Here is a 15,572-nt window from a genome sequence, read left to right on the forward strand (position 1 = left end):
TAATGGGAATGATTACACACTACATACCATTTAGGAGGACCTTATCAATGGCACATCAACTTCCTGCTCTGCCTTACGCGCACAACGCTTTGGAACCGCACATTGACGCAACGACAATGGAAATCCATCACGGACGTCACCATAACGCTTATGTAACAAACCTGAACGCTGCACTGGAGTCCGCTCCCGAGCTGCAAGAGAAATCGATCGAAGATTTGATCGCTGATCTTGCAAGCGTACCTGAGTCGATCCGCACGGCTGTCCGCAACAATGGCGGTGGACATGCTAACCACAGCCTGTTCTGGGAAACAATCGGACCGAACGCGGGCGGCGCTCCTTCTGGTGCTCTTGCAGCGGCTATCGAGAGCGAGCTGGGCGGCTTCGACACGTTCAAAGCCGACTTCGCTAAAGCTGCGGCTACTCGTTTCGGCAGCGGCTGGGCGTTCCTGGCAGTAGCTAACGGCAAGCTGAAAGTATACAGCCTGCCTAACCAAGACAGCCCGATCATGGAAGGCGAAACGCCAATCCTCGGCCTGGACGTTTGGGAGCATGCTTACTACCTGAACTACCAAAACAAACGCCCTGACTACATCGCAGCGTTCTGGAACGTTGTGAACTGGGACGAAGTGGGCAAACGTTACGAAGCAGCGGTTAAGTAATATCCGCTTGGGCTATACAAAAAACGTCAACCTTCCGGATCACCGGCGGTTGACGTTTTTTTGTTGGCGCTCACGCCCGCCAGCGCCCCGTTGTACTCGCTTTTTCATACACATTCGCCCGTCCACGCCTGCCAGTGCCCCATTGTACTCGCTTTTTCATACACATTTGCTCGTCCACTCCCGCCAACGCCCCGTTGTACTCGCTTTTTCATACACATTCGCTCGCCCCCGTCTGCCATCGCCCCATTGTACTCGCTTTTTCATACACATTCGCCCGTCCACGCCTGCCAGTGCCCCATTGTACTCGCCTTTTCATACACATTCGCTCGTCCACGCTTGTCAGCGCCCAGCTGGAGCGCCTTCCGTTTTTCACAATTACCTAATCACTGGCTGCTAAAAGTTTAATCTCACGAACATTAAGAATTACATCCTTTTTTCTGAGAATTTGTGGTTCCGTCAAAACCACTCTTACACTGTCTCCTATCTTGTAATCATCATATTTTAAATCATTCCCTTGTATATCTTTGAACATAATTTCACTAACGATTTTTATCACACAATAGTATCCTATATCGTCACCTGGTCCATCATCAATCGGACAACTCACATAAAACTCTTCATCATCAATTTTGGAGATAGAAGTATCGAAAGATTCTATCTTTTCTTTGCCACACCCTACTAAAATTACACTCACAGCAATTAGAAATATCCAGATTTTTTTATTCATGTTATCCTCCTTTAAACTTTTTACAAATAGACTTACGCATCTTATTATACACATCCCTCAGGTATATATTTCCATGTTAAACCAGCGCTCTTCTTACGGCTATACATGACCTTCTCGATTTCTGGCTCCCGGGATGTGAATGCGGGCAAACACCTCGGCTTCGTTAAACAGAAACAGATTCATCTCCACGTTATGTTTCAAATTTGACAAACAGGGTTAATGAATGAACAAGCAGCCGATCACCTAGCCGCATAGTCGGTAGCAACTCCCATCGACGCTGCAAATCTATGGAAAGAGGTGCTTTCGAAATGAGTACAACGAATACTTCTTACCGAACAGGTGAATACGCGGAACGGGAAGGCGATTACATCTGTGAGGCGGGACGCCGTCTTACGCTGAAAGAAGGCGACAAGTTCCCTTACTGTCCCATTACAGGCCTCGACACGAACTGGTACTACGCAGAATCCTAACAAGCAGCCTTCTAAGTGAGAACAAATAAGAATATCCACAGCGGAGAAGAAGCTGTCCCAAAAGCAGTTTTATTCGCTTGACGAGACAGCTCCTTCATGAAAGAAACAGCAAAAACAAAGAAATGGCGGTGCTCGGGTTCAATCCCTGCACCGCCATTTCTGTCTTTTGATCCATTGATGCTTTCTTGAGTGAACTGGTTTTCTGTACCGATCTGCACATTGTAGCCAGGTTTAAATCTTCACTTAACGTGTGCCTTGCGCATGCTCCTCCAACTTGTGGAACAAATCCTTGAAAATCGCATCCCGATTGACCCCATAGGCGCAGCGAATCAAATGACGGCCGTGATCCACGCTCCAGGTCACCTGATCCGTCAGCAACGGACTATGCACAAAATCGGTCGGGACATACGAAGGATCCAGCAAGTACGCGACAGCTGACAAATCCCAAATAACCCGGGAATATCCAAAATGATCGCCGCTGCAGCCTTCATAGCGTTCCGCCAGAAAATCGCCAATTTCCCCTCTGCCTCGCACATAACGCTCGATCTCCGGCAAACTTGTAATCAGATGAGAAGCAACGCCGGCGCATGGAATGAGGACGGACGGTACGCCGCTGTCCAGAATGACCCGCGCCGCATGTATATCTTGAACCAAATTGAATTCTTTCGTATCCCTCCATGAGAGCGCGTGACCACCGAGCCAAACGACAACGATTTTGCGAATAATGGAAGGTTCCAGCAAAATCGCCGACGCAACATTCGTGATGGCGCCGATCGCGACAACGTACAACGGTTCGTCATCGGGCATCGCAAGCGCTTTGGCAACGAGATCGCGCGCCGCCGGGCTGTCGACGGGCGTATTCGCGCCGGGCAAATAGCTTTCCGAGCCGCGAAATACGACTCCCTCTTTCATTCGCTTCAGCCTGGTCAGAATGTGCACGATTTCGTCGTAGCTTTTTTCCATCCCGTCCTTGGGTCCGTTGGACAGCTCATTGAAGAATGGAGCGGCATAGACCGCCTCCAGCCGCAGTCGTTCCGGGGACAGAAGCGCATGGGAAAGCGCGAACTGGTCGTCAATCTCGTTGAAAGCGTCGGTGTCGAGCACCATGCGAATTATTCCGTCGCGGGGTTTCAAGCGTTCCACCCGAAAGTTCTCGTCAAGCTCTGGATACATAATATGCGCCGCCTTCTTGTTGGTCATTGACCTGGCCTCCCTAAAATTATATGATTTGGTTTAATGATTTTATTTTCAACCCAATTGTACAGAAAATTAAGGTATGATGGTTACACCATCCGGCTAATTTATTTTATGATTCGGCTATATTACAAGGAGAGGACAAATGAGATGAGCACTCGCACAGACTTCATCTTTCAAGCTTGGCACGAGGCCGGAACATCGGTTTCCATGCACCGGCATCGCTGTTATGAAATTGTTTATTACCGGCAAGGCAGAGGGTCAACCCGCATCGGCCGGGATGAATACGTCTATGAGCCCGGAAGCTACGCTGTCGTACCTCCCGACACGCTTCACGACGAGATTCGCCGCGAGGCTACGGAAGTGCTGTGCGCCGGCTTCCGGCTGATCGATTCCGAGTTTCCGTCTTCCGTTCGGGAAGGGTTATATAACGATGATGACGACTGCACAATTGGCAAGTTGCTGCTCGCGATGCAGCACGAAATCACAGCGAAGCCGCCGCTCTATGCGATTCGGCTTAATCTATGTATAAGCGAGCTTCTCGTTGCGCACTTTCGTCTTTGGGGCGTAGCCGAACGGGACAAGCAGGATCGGCCGCTCTATTTTGCCCGCAACTATATGGACGAGCATTATCAAGAGCGGATCGATATCGCCAGCTTGGCGCGCATGTCGGGCTATAGCTACGATAGATTCCGGCATCTGTTCAAGTTGGCCTACGGTGTATCCCCGTTGAATTATGTATTGGAGCGACGAATCAACTTGGCGAAAAAACAGTTGGAGCAGACCGAAGTTACGGTATCCTCCATTGCCGCCGGCTGCGGCTTCTCGACAACCGCGCAGTTCTGTACATTGTTCAAGCGGGAGGCAGGATTGAGCCCGCTGAGTTATCGAAAAATATCGAGAATGGCTGACTTCAAATCGTCTGAACATGCAAGTATGTCTTCGCGCCCTGTGGACGGCGGGGATTCTTTGTAGTCAAAGATATGCAATGTATTGAAAACACCGCCCGGTGATTGCTCCCTGGCGGTGTTTCGTTGTCAAGATATCGACTGCGGCATTGGAGGCAGTTGTGGAGTCGCTGTTATCTTATAGATCAAGACCAAGCTCAAGCGTTTTGTTCAGCATCCGAACAACTATCGCCACCGCCTCATTACGGCTTGCTTTATCATCAGGCTTGAATTGATTGCCGCCAGTACCGCTGACGATGCCCGCGTTATATAGTTGCTCGATGGCCTGCTGAGCCCAACTGTTCGACGTATCCGAGAAGGAGCTCGTCGTAGCCGAAGTCATGCTCATGACACGAGCGAGAATTGCAGCGATCTCCGACCGGGAAATCGCTTGGTCAGGTTTGAAGAAACCGTCACCGGCACCATTCAGAATACCGGCATTCCTCAAAACAGCGATAGCCGAATCGGCCCAGTGACCTTGCGTATCCGTGAAAGCGCCATTGCTTGTTGCATGAGATATGTCCATACGCAAGGCTCTGACGATCATGGTTGCGAACTCGGCGCGAGTTACATTAGCATCGCCATGGAACTGCCCGTCCGGCTTGCCGGCAATAATGCCAAGTTGTGCCGCAAGTTTTACGCCGCGTGCGCTCCAGCTATTCGACTTGACATCAGGAAACGCGATCGTTGGAGCTGAAACAAGAGCTTGCTTGATCGCCTTCTGCACATCAGCCGGGCTGGGAACCAGGCTCGAATTTAAAACAGGATGCGTATCCGTCGGAACCGTCGGGAGCGACGGAGCCGGCGTAGACGTCGCAGCAGGCTCAGAAGTCGGGATCAGCGCGCTTAAGGTCGCCGCCGTATTGGCTGCATTTACCGTCACGGTATACGTCACTTTCGTTGTCCCGTCTTCCGCGGTTACAATGAGCTTCTTGCCGGTTGCCAGTGTGGTGGCGACGGTCGTGCCGTCTTCATCGTACACGTCAAACGTGGCATTCGCCGCCGGTGTGATTGCTGCCTTGAACGCGTCCAGCGATGTGCCATACGGGATGTTCGTGATCGTTTCATCCGTGGTTCCGGCCGTGCTTACCGTCCCGATGGTCGAGGTTAGCGTTGCCGCCGTGCTTCGCACAGGCCCAAATTTTACCGCAGGCATTCTTGACGAAATATACTTATTAAATTCTACCGGATGCGCAGCGTTCGAAACTTGAACCTGCGAGCCATTGTTGTCCAAGTATGCAAATCTTATCGTTAATTTAATTTCTTTTCCGTCTTCTATCGCCTCTTGGATGGACGGCACATCTTTAAGAGGGATCAAGCCTTCGCCCTGATATCCCTTGCCGTCTGGTTTCTCCCAAAGATTCAGCTTAAAGTCGTTTCTGTTTGCATACACGGAGGATGAAGTTCGCACATCGACAAGAAAAGAGCCGCCCGATGCAGTTCCGCCCATAAATATTTGTACGCTTGAATCATTGGTATTTTTGACAATCTCCATTGGATCATCCGAAGCAAGGTTGTCTGTCGCAAAAATCTCGACGCCGCTGCCCTGCCAGTAATTTCCCGAAATCCAGGACAAATTATGATCGGTTACGTCATAGTTGAAATAAATGTTATCATCATCATGTGCGAGCTTGACCTGATTAACCTTAAATTGCTCAGGATCAGGATTCGCCACGCTCAGCCCGGAACCCGTAAAACCAACCATTTGGACAGCGTTGCCCAAAATACCCCAATCACTTATATCCGTATCCGCAACATCGATGGCCCCGTTAGGAATCTTCTCTACATAAGCCGTTTGCGGGATTGCCTCGCTGCCGATATCGCTTGAATCAATGCCCTCGTTGGAAATCAGATTAAACGTGTCAAGATCCAGACCGGCGCCAACCGAAAGCGGCTTAAAGTCGGATGTACTGTTCGGTATAACACTGTTTTTTTCCACTGTTACATTTTTGGAATACGCAAGGCCGATACCCGAGTTTAAATGGGCGCTTTTGGCATCAAGCCCGGACTTTGATATCAGATTGTGGGCAATGTTGACATCATCCGAAGAAATAATATAGACACCTGCATTTCCCGTATTGGCAATAAAGTTATTCTCTATGGCAAGATTATTAAAAACGCCAGTCGCACCGTACATGCTGTTGCTTGCCCAAGCCACAGCCGATATATCACCATCCGTTCTAATATACGACGGTCCAAAATTATTGCCGACCATTTTATTGTTTTTCACTATAACATCCCTTGAACTGAGTGATTCATACCAATAATTGCTGTCTGTATAGATAAAAACCGCGCCTGAACTGTTATTTGCAAATGTATTGTTTTCTATCCTTGCATCTCTTGTTTGAACCAATACGCCGCGAGCCCGTTTATTGCGGACAAGGTTGTTTTTAAATACCAGCTTGGGCGTGCGGGTAGCGTTGGCGATTACATCTCCGATTGCAACCGTATCGGGGATCGGCTGGTCGACCTGTATGTCAAAGCCGTTGCCGCTTGCATGGTCCGTTATGCTTACAACGTTGGCGGAAAAAGTAGGTTTTAGCGTGGATGCACGTTCAAATTCGAGAGAATCTCCTACTTCGGGTTTAAAATTGTATCCACGTGGATTAAAAGCATAGACCGTTGTGCTGTCTATTTTTTGATTAATGGTGAGATAAGCGCCATGAGCGTTCAAAGCATCGTCCCCGGTGTTTTCAAAGATTGAATTTGTCACCTGTAAATCTCCGCCGCAATCCATACAGTGCATGCCATCCGCAGTTGTTGACATCATACGATCGGTATCGTCACGAAGTTTGATATTAAATCGGTTAAAGTAAAGATCTTCGCTGGAGTAGCCCAGGAAACCCATTCCGGGCGCCGTGTAAATAGTGACGCCTTCAAATTTCATGTTGTTGCTGTTCCTTGCAATTATCCCATCATATTCATAGATATGGTGACGGAGAATGGCAATGGTTCCTACAGGAGCGACAGCATGATCCGTTTTAAACGTTATGAGCAGTTTCTGACTGCCAAGATATAGAACCCGATCCACATCGCCGTAGATATCGTTGCCGTTTACCCGCGGAGTGTTTGTGGCAGGGTCATATTCAAGCAGACCTTTAACGGCCGTACTCGCATCTACCGGATATCCATTATCAACCTGAATTTCGAATGTCTTCCCATCGCTTTTGGTTATGACACCCATCGAAAACGGAGGACGTCCCCAATCTATGCTTATTCCGGCAGTCAAAATATTCGTGCAATTCTGAAATTCGATCGCCCGAAAATCCCCATGAAAAACAAGCGATGTCGAATTGCCGGCAAGTACGATATTGCTCATGTCCTCGAATAAAATGCCGACCGAGGGATCCTGATCGTTCATGCCTTCGATAAAATCGAGTTGGCCGCCTGGCAGGTTTATTTGAGTAAGTTCTCCGTTGAATGCTTTGGCGGCAGCAATGACGCTAATCATTGCTTTTGTGTCGTCGTACTGGTCATCGGCCACAACCCCGTAATCAACCGCATTAACGATATGCATGACTTCCGATGGTATCGGGTACAGCACCTGATTATTTAATGCATCGGTATTAACGCCAACATTCCACGGATCGGACAGACCGGGATTATCCAACATTTCCTCTCCTCCACTTGCGTATGCTGTACTGCTTGTCATTCCAATCGCTGAAATAATAAGAAAAGTGAATAAGCGATGAGCTATTCGAACTTTTTTTTTCTTCATTCCAGTGTCTCCTCCAAGTGAGCGTTTATTTGCGGCATCATTATGGCTTTCTGTAAATCCGAAGATTATCAACAAGCACCTTTCCGCCATTTGACGATGGGAACATAATTATCATCGGATAATAGTCATTGTAATCATCAAGCCTAAATTCGCCGGTAAAATGAGTGATAGCTCCCGTAGTATCCACCTGTACGGTCTTGTCATGCGAGTAGCCCGCCGTATCGGATCGGAACACCAGAAATAACGAATCCGGCGCATTAACCGCCTTATAATCAAACGAAACCTCATAAATTCCATTGTTGGCAAGGCCGAGATTGGGGAATGCGGCTACGGATAAGTTTCCCGGCGGCAAATCATTAAACAACATCAACGCATTTCCGCTGTCTATCGTCTCATCAACGGCTGCTGAAATATAAGAATAGTCAAGTGTATGATTTATAAATAGTATATTTTTAGCGGCTGTCGTATCATCTTCAAAATCCTCTGTAAAGCTTTCTCCCGGATCAAGCCAAAGCTTGGTATCGACGCCGGAAGCAACACCGCCAACAGCCTCGTCACTCCACACTGTCACCCTATTGCCTTTACTTGTCATTGAACGCGGCACAACCTCAAAACCGATATACTTTCCATTCAGTTCCGATGTGAGGTGCAGATTGCTGCTGTTTTCACCATTAATCAACGTTTTATTGAGGCCATTACGGTTAAGAGCCGCATACCACTTTATTGTGGTGCCGCTTTCAACATCGTCATCCGGATTTAAATAGATATAGGAGCCTGTAATCGTCGAATCAATCGCAAGATCACCGGTGATTGCAGCATCAATGGCGAGCGGTCTGGCATTCATACGGGTTATTTTTATATTGTCGACTGATATTTTACCGGGAGCTGCCGCAAAGATCATTGCATAATAATCCGAATAAAGACCCAGTTCCATGGTTATGTCTATATGCCCGGCAGCTCCATCCGCTCCCGAAAACTCTACAAACCGGTCACCGCCCGTACCGCTGCTGTCGGCCCGAAATTGAAAATAGAAAGCAGAGGAAGCTTTGATGATTTTGTAGTCAAATTCAACTCTGTATGTTCCTCCGGCAACAACACGCATATTTTTAAGAAGCGCCCCGATGAAATTCCCCGCCGTACTGTCTACAAAAAGGGAGTTGCTGCCGTTGACTGCCACTGCGGCATCGCTTGTAATGGAGACATTGGCATTGCCGTAAGAGGAAGCTGCCAACCCCCTGTTAAAATACGATGTCGATTCATCAAAGCTTTCGGTATAACTTCCCCCTACGCCAAGCGGGATTCTGCTCTGCTTTAGCTGCGACCATTCAGGATCAAGGGGCTCAACTACAACATTGCTGCCTGCGCCTCTCATTCCTTTCATAAGATTATCGTTGAGCAGGTCATCCACTCCCGGAACGCCGTCATTATTACCGGAACCATAAACGGATAAAGTAAATCCCATGATTATCATTAAAAAACAGATTCCCAGCAATACTGCTTTCTTATGCATCAAGACTCCTCCTTGTATAATCGTATTTGCAAGATCCGGGGCAGGATTTCAAGCCTGCGCTCTTGCGGCCTCATCCTTTCACTCCCGTCGTCACGATCCCTTCGATCAGATAGCGCTGTCCGAGGAAGAAGACAAGCAGAACCGGGATCATGAACAGATTGGCGCCGGCGACCGCGACTTGCTGGATGGTGATTGGGGTGCCCTCGAGCTGATAGCCGATCATGCTGAGCGCCGTCGCGAGCGGATAATGATCTACCTTGAGGAACATAAACGGCGTCATGAAGTCGCCCCAAGCTCCCTGGAAATTCATGATCGACACGGTAGCCATGACCGGAAGCGAAAGCGGCAGGAAGATGTTCCAGTACGTGCGGAAGATCGAGCAGCCGTCGATGCGCGCCGCCTCCTCCAGCTCTTTGGGGATGGCGGAGAAAAATTGGCGATACAGGAAAATGAAAAACGCATTCCCGCCAAGCCCCCAGAACACCCATGGCCAATACGTGTCCAGCAGGTTGAAGCGATGGAACAGCACGTAGGTCGGAATCTGGGTGACGATGCCCGGAAGCATCATGGTCGAGAGCACGATCAGGAACAGCCCCTTGCGTCCGGGCGCCTTGATTCTGGCAAACGCGTAGCCGACAAGGCCGCTCGTCAGCGTCGTCGTGACAAGCCCGATGACGCACAGCACGACCGAGTTTTGAGCGAATTTCCAGAAGTCGATCATCGTCACGGCATCACGGTAGTTGCTCCAATAGAAACCGTTCGGAAGGACGCTCGGAACCGACATCCACTTCTGAAGCGAGGCCACGATGGATAGATAAAGCGGAAACAGGAAAACGATCGAGCACGCGAGCAAAAAGGCGTATAGCAGCCAGCGTCGCGCATTGAAACTTTTTGTCGACATATCCACGGTTTACCCCTCCTGATCCGTCTCGTAATGAACCCAATATTTGCTCGTGGTGAAGATGGTGACGGAAAGTATCAGAATGACCACGAACAGTATCCAGAGCAGCGCCATGCCGTAAGCGAAACGCTGAAAGGCAAAGATTTGCTGGAACGCGTGGACGACATACAGATAGTTGGGACGGATCGGCGTATTGAGCAACCCCGTGCCCGACAGCAGAATGGGCTGCAAATAGATTTGCAGGGAACCGATGATGCCCATGATGACATTAAAAAAAAGAACCGGCGTCATCATCGGCACCGTAATGGCGCGAAATGATTGGACCGCCGAAGCTCCGTCGATCGAGGCGGCCTCGTACAAATCGTTCGGAATCCCCTTGAGTCCCGCCAGATTGATCAGAATGCCGCCGCCCGCTCCCCAGAGCATCATCAGGATCAGCGATGGAGTTGCCCATTCGTACCCGAGCCAGTTGATCGCCGGCAGGTGGAAAAATCCGAGAATGGCATTCAGAATGCCGTCATTGGTGGAGAACATAAACTTCCAAATCATGATGGCGGAAATAGCGGGGATGATGGACGGCAAGTAAAAAATCGTTCGGAACACGCCGACACCGCGCACTTTGCGGTTCAGCAGCAGAGCGAGCAGCAGGCCGATGATCACTCCGAGCGGCACGTTGATCAGGGTCACGAGCAGCGTTCTCCCCAGCGCGTACATCGCGTCGGAATCCGAGAATACCGTCTTGTAATTGGCCATCCCGACGAATTTGAGACGGTCGATGTTAAAGCCAAAATAATTCGTAAAGCTTAAATAAAGCCCGTACAGAAGCGGATATAGGCCAAAAAAAATAAACACGATGAACCAGGGCGAAATCATCAGATAGAAAGCGGTCGTTCTTCGGGTCGAATCCCTCATTCTCGTTCACACACTCCTTCAATAAAACGGGAGAGTTCCGTTCGGGCGAACTCTCCCTTTCTGTCTGCTGTGACTTAGGGTGCGACGGCCCCTTTGGACTCGGAGATCATAATATTGGCGTCTTTTGTCATGCTCTTGACGGCATCGTCGACCGTCGACTTCTTGAAGTAGACCGGCGTCATATATTTCTGTATCAACGTGTTTGCATTGCTCAAATACGGATTGACCGTCAAGTAGCCGTTTGTATATTGCAGCTCGCTTTGCAGGATCTCATATGTCCGCTTGTCGAAGTCCATCTCTTGCGGCATCAGGCTCATTAGCGAGCCGGTAATCGGAACGCCCCATCCTAATGACGCGCGATCCTGGGCCGGCTTGCCGACGAAGAACCATTCGAAGAACTTCCAAGCTTCTTCCGGATGCTTCGTGTTCTTATTAATGATAAGGCCGGACGCGCCTCCCGTCGGAGATACGCGGATGCCTCCTTCCGCGATCGGAGCAGGCAACATGCCATAGTCCTCCAGATGCGTCTTCGCCTTCTCGTCGCCGCGAATGACGCCGGAGAACCAGTAGCCTGCGGCGATCATTGCCACTTTGCCGTCTACGAACTGAGGCATGCCCGGCGTCGTGTCGTTGTTAATCGAATTGGGGCCGATTCCGGCTGCAACGGCGTCAGACCATAGATTAAAAAACTCTTTGACCTCAGGCGTATCGAAGTTGATGGCATCGAATCCGTTCGCGTTCAAATCTGCTCCTTTGCTCGCCAAGAATTGCAGCAGCATCGGGTATCCCGCTTCTGTTTTGTCGTTATCGTACAAGGCGAGGCCGTACTGCTGAACCTTATTGTCTTTCACGATCGTCAGTTGCTTCGCCAGATCGAACACTTGATTCCAGGTCATCGGCACGCCTGCGTCAGGAACGGGGACGTCCGCCGCATCGAACAACTGCTTATTGTAGAACAATGTGAAATCGGGCGACCAGTCCTTGGGCAGGCCATAAATCGGTCCTTGTCCGACGGTTTTGCCGTCGAAGCGGTAGACGTTGGCGACCGGCAACAGATCGTCGGCTTTGATCGCGTCGCTTGACTCGATCCGGGACGTAAGGTCCATTGCGATACCTTTGATTACGTATGAAGGCAGCTCCGTAACCCCCTGCACCCGAATCAGATCCGGTGCGTCGCCCGTTGCCAGCTGGGCGGCCAGTTTGGTTGGGTCCGTGTCTTCGCGCTGAATCTTGATGCCGGGATTCTCTTTCTCGAATTCGGCGATTTGATCCTCCGTGATTTCTCCGGCTTGCAGATTCATCCTCACCGTGACAACTTCTCCGCTCGCCTTGCCGCCGCCAGTCTGGACCGTCGCCGCATCCGGCGAGCCGGCAGGCGAATTCCCCCCGCTTTCGGATGCGCATGCGGATGCGCCGACTGCGACGAGCATAGCCATCAGCACCAACACTGCTGTTCGTTTCATACTTTCTACTCTCCTTTGTGGTCTTGGTAGACTAGGGCGTGTCTGAAAACCCGCTCAGGGGCATCTTTCACCGCCTTTCCGCCCCCTGCTTCGTCACTTTTGCTTGAAGTACCCCCGGTACGTCTTCACAAAAGTTCCTTGCATGAAACGAAAATTCGGCAAAATCTGCTCCCCTCGGAGTATCCAGACACGCCCTAACAGATGTCTGAGAGAAGTATATCAACCCCGGGATTACGCCGGTATCCGGTAATCTTCCGATTTCTAATAAATTCTTCATCGAATGGGTTCCGCGAGCGGAAGATCCATGCGGACGGACGTCCCCTTCATTCGCGCGCTGGAAACTTCCATCGCCATGTCGTCATGATAGAACAGACGGAGCCTGTGATAGACGTTTCCGAGCCCGATGCTGCCCTCTTGCCCGTTCCACTCGCCCAGACCTTGTCTCATATCCGCGTTCAGCCAGTCCAGCCTCTCCCGGCTCATGCCGATCCCATTGTCGCGGATGTCCAGCAGCAGCCTCCCGTTCGTTTCGGACACGGCGATGCGGATCAACCCGCCTTCCTCCCAACCCTCAAAGCCGTGCTTGATCGCGTTCTCCACGATCGGCTGCAAAATAAAGCGCGGAACTTTGGCTCGCCGCAGCGGCTCCGGAACGTCCAATTCCAGTTCGAAGCTGTGGTCGAAGCGGATTTGCTGGATACGCGCATAATTGCGGACATGACCCAACTCCTGTTCGAGTTCTACCTCGTCTCCCCCGCGCGTAATGCTGTAACGGAAAAGATCCGCAAGCGCCTCCACCATGACGTTGACTTCCTTGTTCCCGTTTCTCAGGCTGCGCATGTTGATCGCTTCGAGCGTGTTGTACAAAAAGTGCGGATTGATCTGCGCTTGCAACATCTGCAGCTCCGCACGGGTTTTCATCGCGATCAGATCGTTCTCGCGAATCTTGTTGTTGGCGTTTTCTTCGGTCATTTGCAGATTGTGTTGAATTTCCATCTCCAGTTGGCGCACCATCTTGTTGAAACTCTGGATGATGCTGCCGATCTCATTGCGGCCCTCGAATGCGACCTGCCTCCGCAAGTCCCCGTTCCCGACCGCGTCCATCGTTCCGACCAGCGCCTTGATCGGCCGCACCAGTATGCCGGAGATCGCCATCGCCCCGCCTACGGAGAGCATAAATACAATAAAAATAATCAGAATATACTGCGATTGATACTCCCTGCTTCGGGTGAGAATGTCGTAATCGGCATAGGCGATCGAAATGCTCCACTTCGAATCCGGAATCGGCTCCGCGAACCGAAGAAATCCTTGCTGGGACGCCTCGGGGTACAAGCGGGATTGATAAACCGTCTTCCCGTTCTCATCGGAGATCGAGAAATAGGTGCTCGTCAGACCGTACCCGACGTTCTCGAAAACGGATTCCTTGGGAACGAGCAGCAGATAGGTGGCTCCGCCTCCGTCTTGGGCTTGCGGCATCCTTTTGACGACGGCGGCCGTCTTGTGGTCGAACACATCCACGTATTCGGAAATCCAGTACAGATCGTCCTGCTCTTTCAAATAGACGGATTCCGTTTTGAAAATATCTTTGTTGTTCGAATACATCGAAGAGTAGATCGCGTTGCCCTTTTCGTCCAACAGAACAAAATAGGATACCTCATTGAGCCCTGGGAACATGGAGATCGTGATGGCGTCCCAACCGGGAGAAGAGGTGTTGACCGAACGGTCGGCCAAATACGTCTCGAACTTCTGGCTGACGGACAACTGGTTCATCAGGCTTTCCAAATATCTCACCCGGGTTTTGATATTCATACCCGAGAAGTCGCCGATCTCCTTGAGCGATGCGTTCATCTGGCTCTGGGCCGCCTGGGTGGAAAATCGGGAGTAGAGGAAGCCGTCGGAGATGGTCGGAATCATGACCGCCGTGCACAGCACCAGCATAAGTTTGGTGCGCATGGAAGCGGCTTGGAAGCGGCTGCTGCCAAGCTGTTCGGGAATGACCCGGAGCGCCTTCTCCCCTCCGATGGACTGGCTTCGAAGCAGTTGGGAGATCTCGCGGAAAGGCTTGAATACCTGCTTCATGTAGAACCAGCTGATAAGCAGCGTCAGCACCATCGCGGCGGCCGACAACACAATCATCTTGACGAACAGCCCATGCTCCGAGAAATACCGCTTTCCTTCCTGCACGGAATAGACGATTTGGGATTTGAAGGGGGCCAGTCCTACTATCCGGCTCGCATAAGCGGCGCCGTTCAGTTCGAAACGGTACTGGCCTCCGCTCAGCGCCTGTCGCGCTTCTTCGTTGCTTGCGCTGGTCCAGATCAACCTCCGGTCCGGGGACAGGATCGAAAAGATCGATTGGTCCGAATAGTCCGGAGGCAAGCCGGATTCGAAAAAGCCGTCGGCCAGCACGATCACAATCAAAACACCGTTCAAGCCGCCATTTGTCAGGATCAGCCGATCCTCGATATGCGAAACAAAATCGCGCACCGCGTCGGCCTCGGCCGTGCCGAGCAGCTTGCTGCGATAGGACACAACATTGTCGAAGTCATCCTTGCCATAAGACGTGAATTGATCGTGATCCTTCAGGATCAGCTGGTCCAGCTTTGCGAATTGCAGCGAGTCTATGCTCAGATGCCCAAGCTCCTCGAAGCCGGAGGAGCCGGCCCGCTTGCGAAGCGCCGCCTGATTCTCGTCGGCTCCGATCAAGTAGATGGCGTTCACCGTTTGCGGAGATATATACAGAGTGTCGATCTTATCCAGCAGAGCCCGCCGCTCCGCCGCCTCGGTATTGGCATCGCGAAGCGGCATATTGCTTTTGAAGTAGCCGCTGAACTCCGAAGTCTGCAGCAGCTGAAGCAGATTGTTGATGTCGTTCATCAAATACAAGGAGCTCTGCTGATATTGGCTGAGCACGTTCTCCGACCTCTTGTCGCTGATGCTGCGATCGATCGAATTCGCATAGGTAAGGCCGATGTTCAGAAGCACGGCCTGTGCGATGAAGGTCAACAGCACCGCCAGAAGCACCGTACGGCCCAACGTTGGACTGAATCTTGCGAGCAGCTTGTCCACCG

Annotated in this window: 11 protein-coding genes; 3 read left to right on the top strand and 8 right to left on the bottom strand. The window is 50.9% G+C overall.

Features of this window, described 5'->3' with window-relative positions; genetic code table 11:
* Window positions 1-47 precede the first annotated feature (47 nt).
* Window positions 48-659 carry a superoxide dismutase gene (locus H7F31_RS29780; RefSeq protein ID WP_087569821.1) on the top strand — a complete coding sequence of 204 codons (612 nt, stop codon included), beginning with the start codon at window positions 48-50 and terminating at the stop codon, window positions 657-659.
* Between the two features lie 379 nt (window positions 660-1,038).
* On the opposite strand, the gene H7F31_RS29785 is transcribed toward H7F31_RS29780, so the two are convergent.
* The gene (locus tag H7F31_RS29785) at window positions 1,039-1,386 is read right to left on the bottom strand and encodes a hypothetical protein (RefSeq protein WP_187101767.1); all 348 of its coding nucleotides are present in this window, start codon (window positions 1,384-1,386) and stop codon (window positions 1,039-1,041) included.
* Between the two features lie 308 nt (window positions 1,387-1,694).
* Here H7F31_RS29785 and H7F31_RS29790 point away from each other — a divergent pair, with 308 nt between their 5' ends.
* The gene (locus H7F31_RS29790) at window positions 1,695-1,856 is read left to right on the top strand and encodes a hypothetical protein (protein WP_179215706.1); all 162 of its coding nucleotides are present in this window, start codon (window positions 1,695-1,697) and stop codon (window positions 1,854-1,856) included.
* Between the two features lie 243 nt (window positions 1,857-2,099).
* Here the strand turns inward: H7F31_RS29790 and H7F31_RS29795 are convergent, their stop codons facing one another.
* Window positions 2,100-3,056, bottom strand: a complete 957-nt coding sequence (locus tag H7F31_RS29795) for a nucleoside hydrolase (RefSeq protein WP_261800182.1) — start codon at window positions 3,054-3,056, stop codon at window positions 2,100-2,102.
* A 144-nt stretch (window positions 3,057-3,200) separates the two neighbouring features.
* Here H7F31_RS29795 and H7F31_RS29800 point away from each other — a divergent pair, with 144 nt between their 5' ends.
* Window positions 3,201-4,025 (top strand): AraC family transcriptional regulator, encoded by an 825-nt coding sequence (locus H7F31_RS29800; protein WP_187101768.1) that lies wholly within the window; start codon window positions 3,201-3,203, stop codon window positions 4,023-4,025.
* A gap of 111 nt (window positions 4,026-4,136) precedes the next feature.
* Here the strand turns inward: H7F31_RS29800 and H7F31_RS29805 are convergent, their stop codons facing one another.
* From H7F31_RS29805 to H7F31_RS29830, 6 genes are all read right to left on the bottom strand, one after another.
* Window positions 4,137-7,610, bottom strand: a complete 3,474-nt coding sequence (locus H7F31_RS29805) for an S-layer homology domain-containing protein (RefSeq protein ID WP_187101769.1) — start codon at window positions 7,608-7,610, stop codon at window positions 4,137-4,139.
* Between the two features lie 145 nt (window positions 7,611-7,755).
* Window positions 7,756-9,225, bottom strand: a complete 1,470-nt coding sequence (locus H7F31_RS29810; protein ID WP_187101770.1) for a hypothetical protein — start codon at window positions 9,223-9,225, stop codon at window positions 7,756-7,758.
* A 70-nt stretch (window positions 9,226-9,295) separates the two neighbouring features.
* On the bottom strand, window positions 9,296-10,126 hold the full coding sequence (locus H7F31_RS29815) for a carbohydrate ABC transporter permease (protein ID WP_261800577.1): 831 nt from the start codon (window positions 10,124-10,126) through the stop codon (window positions 9,296-9,298).
* Window positions 10,127-10,135: 9 nt separating this feature from the next.
* Window positions 10,136-11,038: a carbohydrate ABC transporter permease gene (locus H7F31_RS29820; RefSeq protein ID WP_187101772.1), complete on the bottom strand. Its 903-nt coding sequence runs from the start codon at window positions 11,036-11,038 to the stop codon at window positions 10,136-10,138.
* Window positions 11,039-11,112: 74 nt separating this feature from the next.
* On the bottom strand, window positions 11,113-12,501 hold the full coding sequence (locus H7F31_RS29825; RefSeq protein WP_187101773.1) for an ABC transporter substrate-binding protein: 1,389 nt from the start codon (window positions 12,499-12,501) through the stop codon (window positions 11,113-11,115).
* 273 nt (window positions 12,502-12,774) lie between these two features.
* A complete protein-coding gene (locus H7F31_RS29830; RefSeq protein ID WP_187101774.1) occupies window positions 12,775-15,570 on the bottom strand; it encodes a sensor histidine kinase in 2,796 nt (931 codons plus the stop codon).
* Window positions 15,571-15,572 lie beyond the last annotated feature (2 nt).

The sequence above is a fragment of the Paenibacillus sp. PAMC21692 genome (assembly GCF_014303795.1).
GTDB lineage: Bacteria > Bacillota > Bacilli > Paenibacillales > Paenibacillaceae > Pristimantibacillus > Pristimantibacillus agaridevorans.

Excerpts from the sequence above, each read along its gene's own strand:
- H7F31_RS29820 (WP_187101772.1), bottom strand. The coding sequence starts at position 11,038 with ATGAGGGATTCGACCCGAAGAACGACCGCTTTCTATCTGATGATTTCG.
- H7F31_RS29785 (WP_187101767.1), bottom strand. The coding sequence starts at position 1,386 with ATGAATAAAAAAATCTGGATATTTCTAATTGCTGTGAGTGTAATTTTA.
- H7F31_RS29800 (WP_187101768.1), top strand. The coding sequence starts at position 3,201 with ATGAGCACTCGCACAGACTTCATCTTTCAAGCTTGGCACGAGGCCGGA.
- H7F31_RS29825 (WP_187101773.1), bottom strand. The coding sequence starts at position 12,501 with ATGAAACGAACAGCAGTGTTGGTGCTGATGGCTATGCTCGTCGCAGTC.
- H7F31_RS29810 (WP_187101770.1), bottom strand. The coding sequence starts at position 9,225 with ATGCATAAGAAAGCAGTATTGCTGGGAATCTGTTTTTTAATGATAATC.
- H7F31_RS29795 (WP_261800182.1), bottom strand. The coding sequence starts at position 3,056 with ATGACCAACAAGAAGGCGGCGCATATTATGTATCCAGAGCTTGACGAG.
- H7F31_RS29790 (WP_179215706.1), top strand. The coding sequence starts at position 1,695 with ATGAGTACAACGAATACTTCTTACCGAACAGGTGAATACGCGGAACGG.
- H7F31_RS29805 (WP_187101769.1), bottom strand. The coding sequence starts at position 7,610 with ATGTTGGATAATCCCGGTCTGTCCGATCCGTGGAATGTTGGCGTTAAT.
- H7F31_RS29815 (WP_261800577.1), bottom strand. The coding sequence starts at position 10,126 with ATGTCGACAAAAAGTTTCAATGCGCGACGCTGGCTGCTATACGCCTTT.
- H7F31_RS29780 (WP_087569821.1), top strand. The coding sequence starts at position 48 with ATGGCACATCAACTTCCTGCTCTGCCTTACGCGCACAACGCTTTGGAA.